This is a genomic window from Arthrobacter mangrovi, assembly GCF_026011795.1.
Lineage (GTDB): Bacteria > Actinomycetota > Actinomycetes > Actinomycetales > Micrococcaceae > Crystallibacter > Crystallibacter mangrovi.
In genome coordinates this window covers 1-686 of record NZ_BRVS01000046.1, presented here as the reverse complement: position 1 = coordinate 686, position 686 = coordinate 1, and the positions used below count along the sequence as shown (strand labels likewise).

Below are 686 nucleotides of genomic sequence, written 5' to 3'. Positions count from 1 at the left end.
TGCCGGAGGTGTCGATGGTGTAGTACGAGGTGCCGAAGTAGGTGTCGACGTTGTTGTAGCGGTAGTAGAGGGTGAACCAGTTGAAGCGGACGTCGACTTCGGTGTCGCGCTGTTCGATGATTTCGACGTTGGTGATGTTGTGCCCGGTGCGGGGTTCGGGCAGGCTGGTGGCGCTGGAGCGGTCGGTGCGGATGCGGAAGACGCGGTCTTCGATGCCGCCGCGGTTGGAGTAGTAGATCAGCGAGATCTCGCGCTGCGGGTCCTCGGTGAGTTCGTCGTTGTCGTCCCAGGCCGGCATCCAGAACTCGGCGGACGGGTGGTAGCAGTCGAGCCATTTCTCGAACTCGCGGTCATCCAGGAACCGCGCCTCCCGGTAGAGGAACTGCTGGATATCTTCAAGTGCGACGGTGGAGGACTGTTGCGCGGTGGCGGTCATGGCTGGAGGCTCCTTAGGCGTGGTTGGTGTCGGCGGCTGCGGCGGCCTCGGCCTCTTCGGCCTTGAGAGCCTCTCGCATGCTCCGAAGCCAGTAGCCGTGCTGGACGGGGTAGAGGCCTTCGTCTTCGGTCTTGGCGCCGCTGGAGATCGGGTTGATGCCGATCTTTTTGGCCTGTTCGTCCGGGCCGTTGAGCTGGTGCGCGACGCCGCGGCTCAGGTCATTCCACTTGGCGGTTTCGGCGAGGTAGGT

General features: G+C 63.4%; 1 protein-coding gene and 1 pseudogene. Both read right to left on the bottom strand.

Annotation, left to right across the window (positions count from 1 at the left end; all coding sequences use genetic code 11):
• Positions 1–436 (bottom strand): benzoate 1,2-dioxygenase small subunit (gene benB / locus AHIS1636_RS20315; protein WP_264797686.1); only part of this gene is annotated, 436 nt, incomplete at its 3' end.
• Positions 437–449: 13 nt separating this feature from the next.
• Positions 450–686 (bottom strand): annotated as a pseudogene (locus AHIS1636_RS20310) (benzoate 1,2-dioxygenase large subunit); the annotation flags it as partial.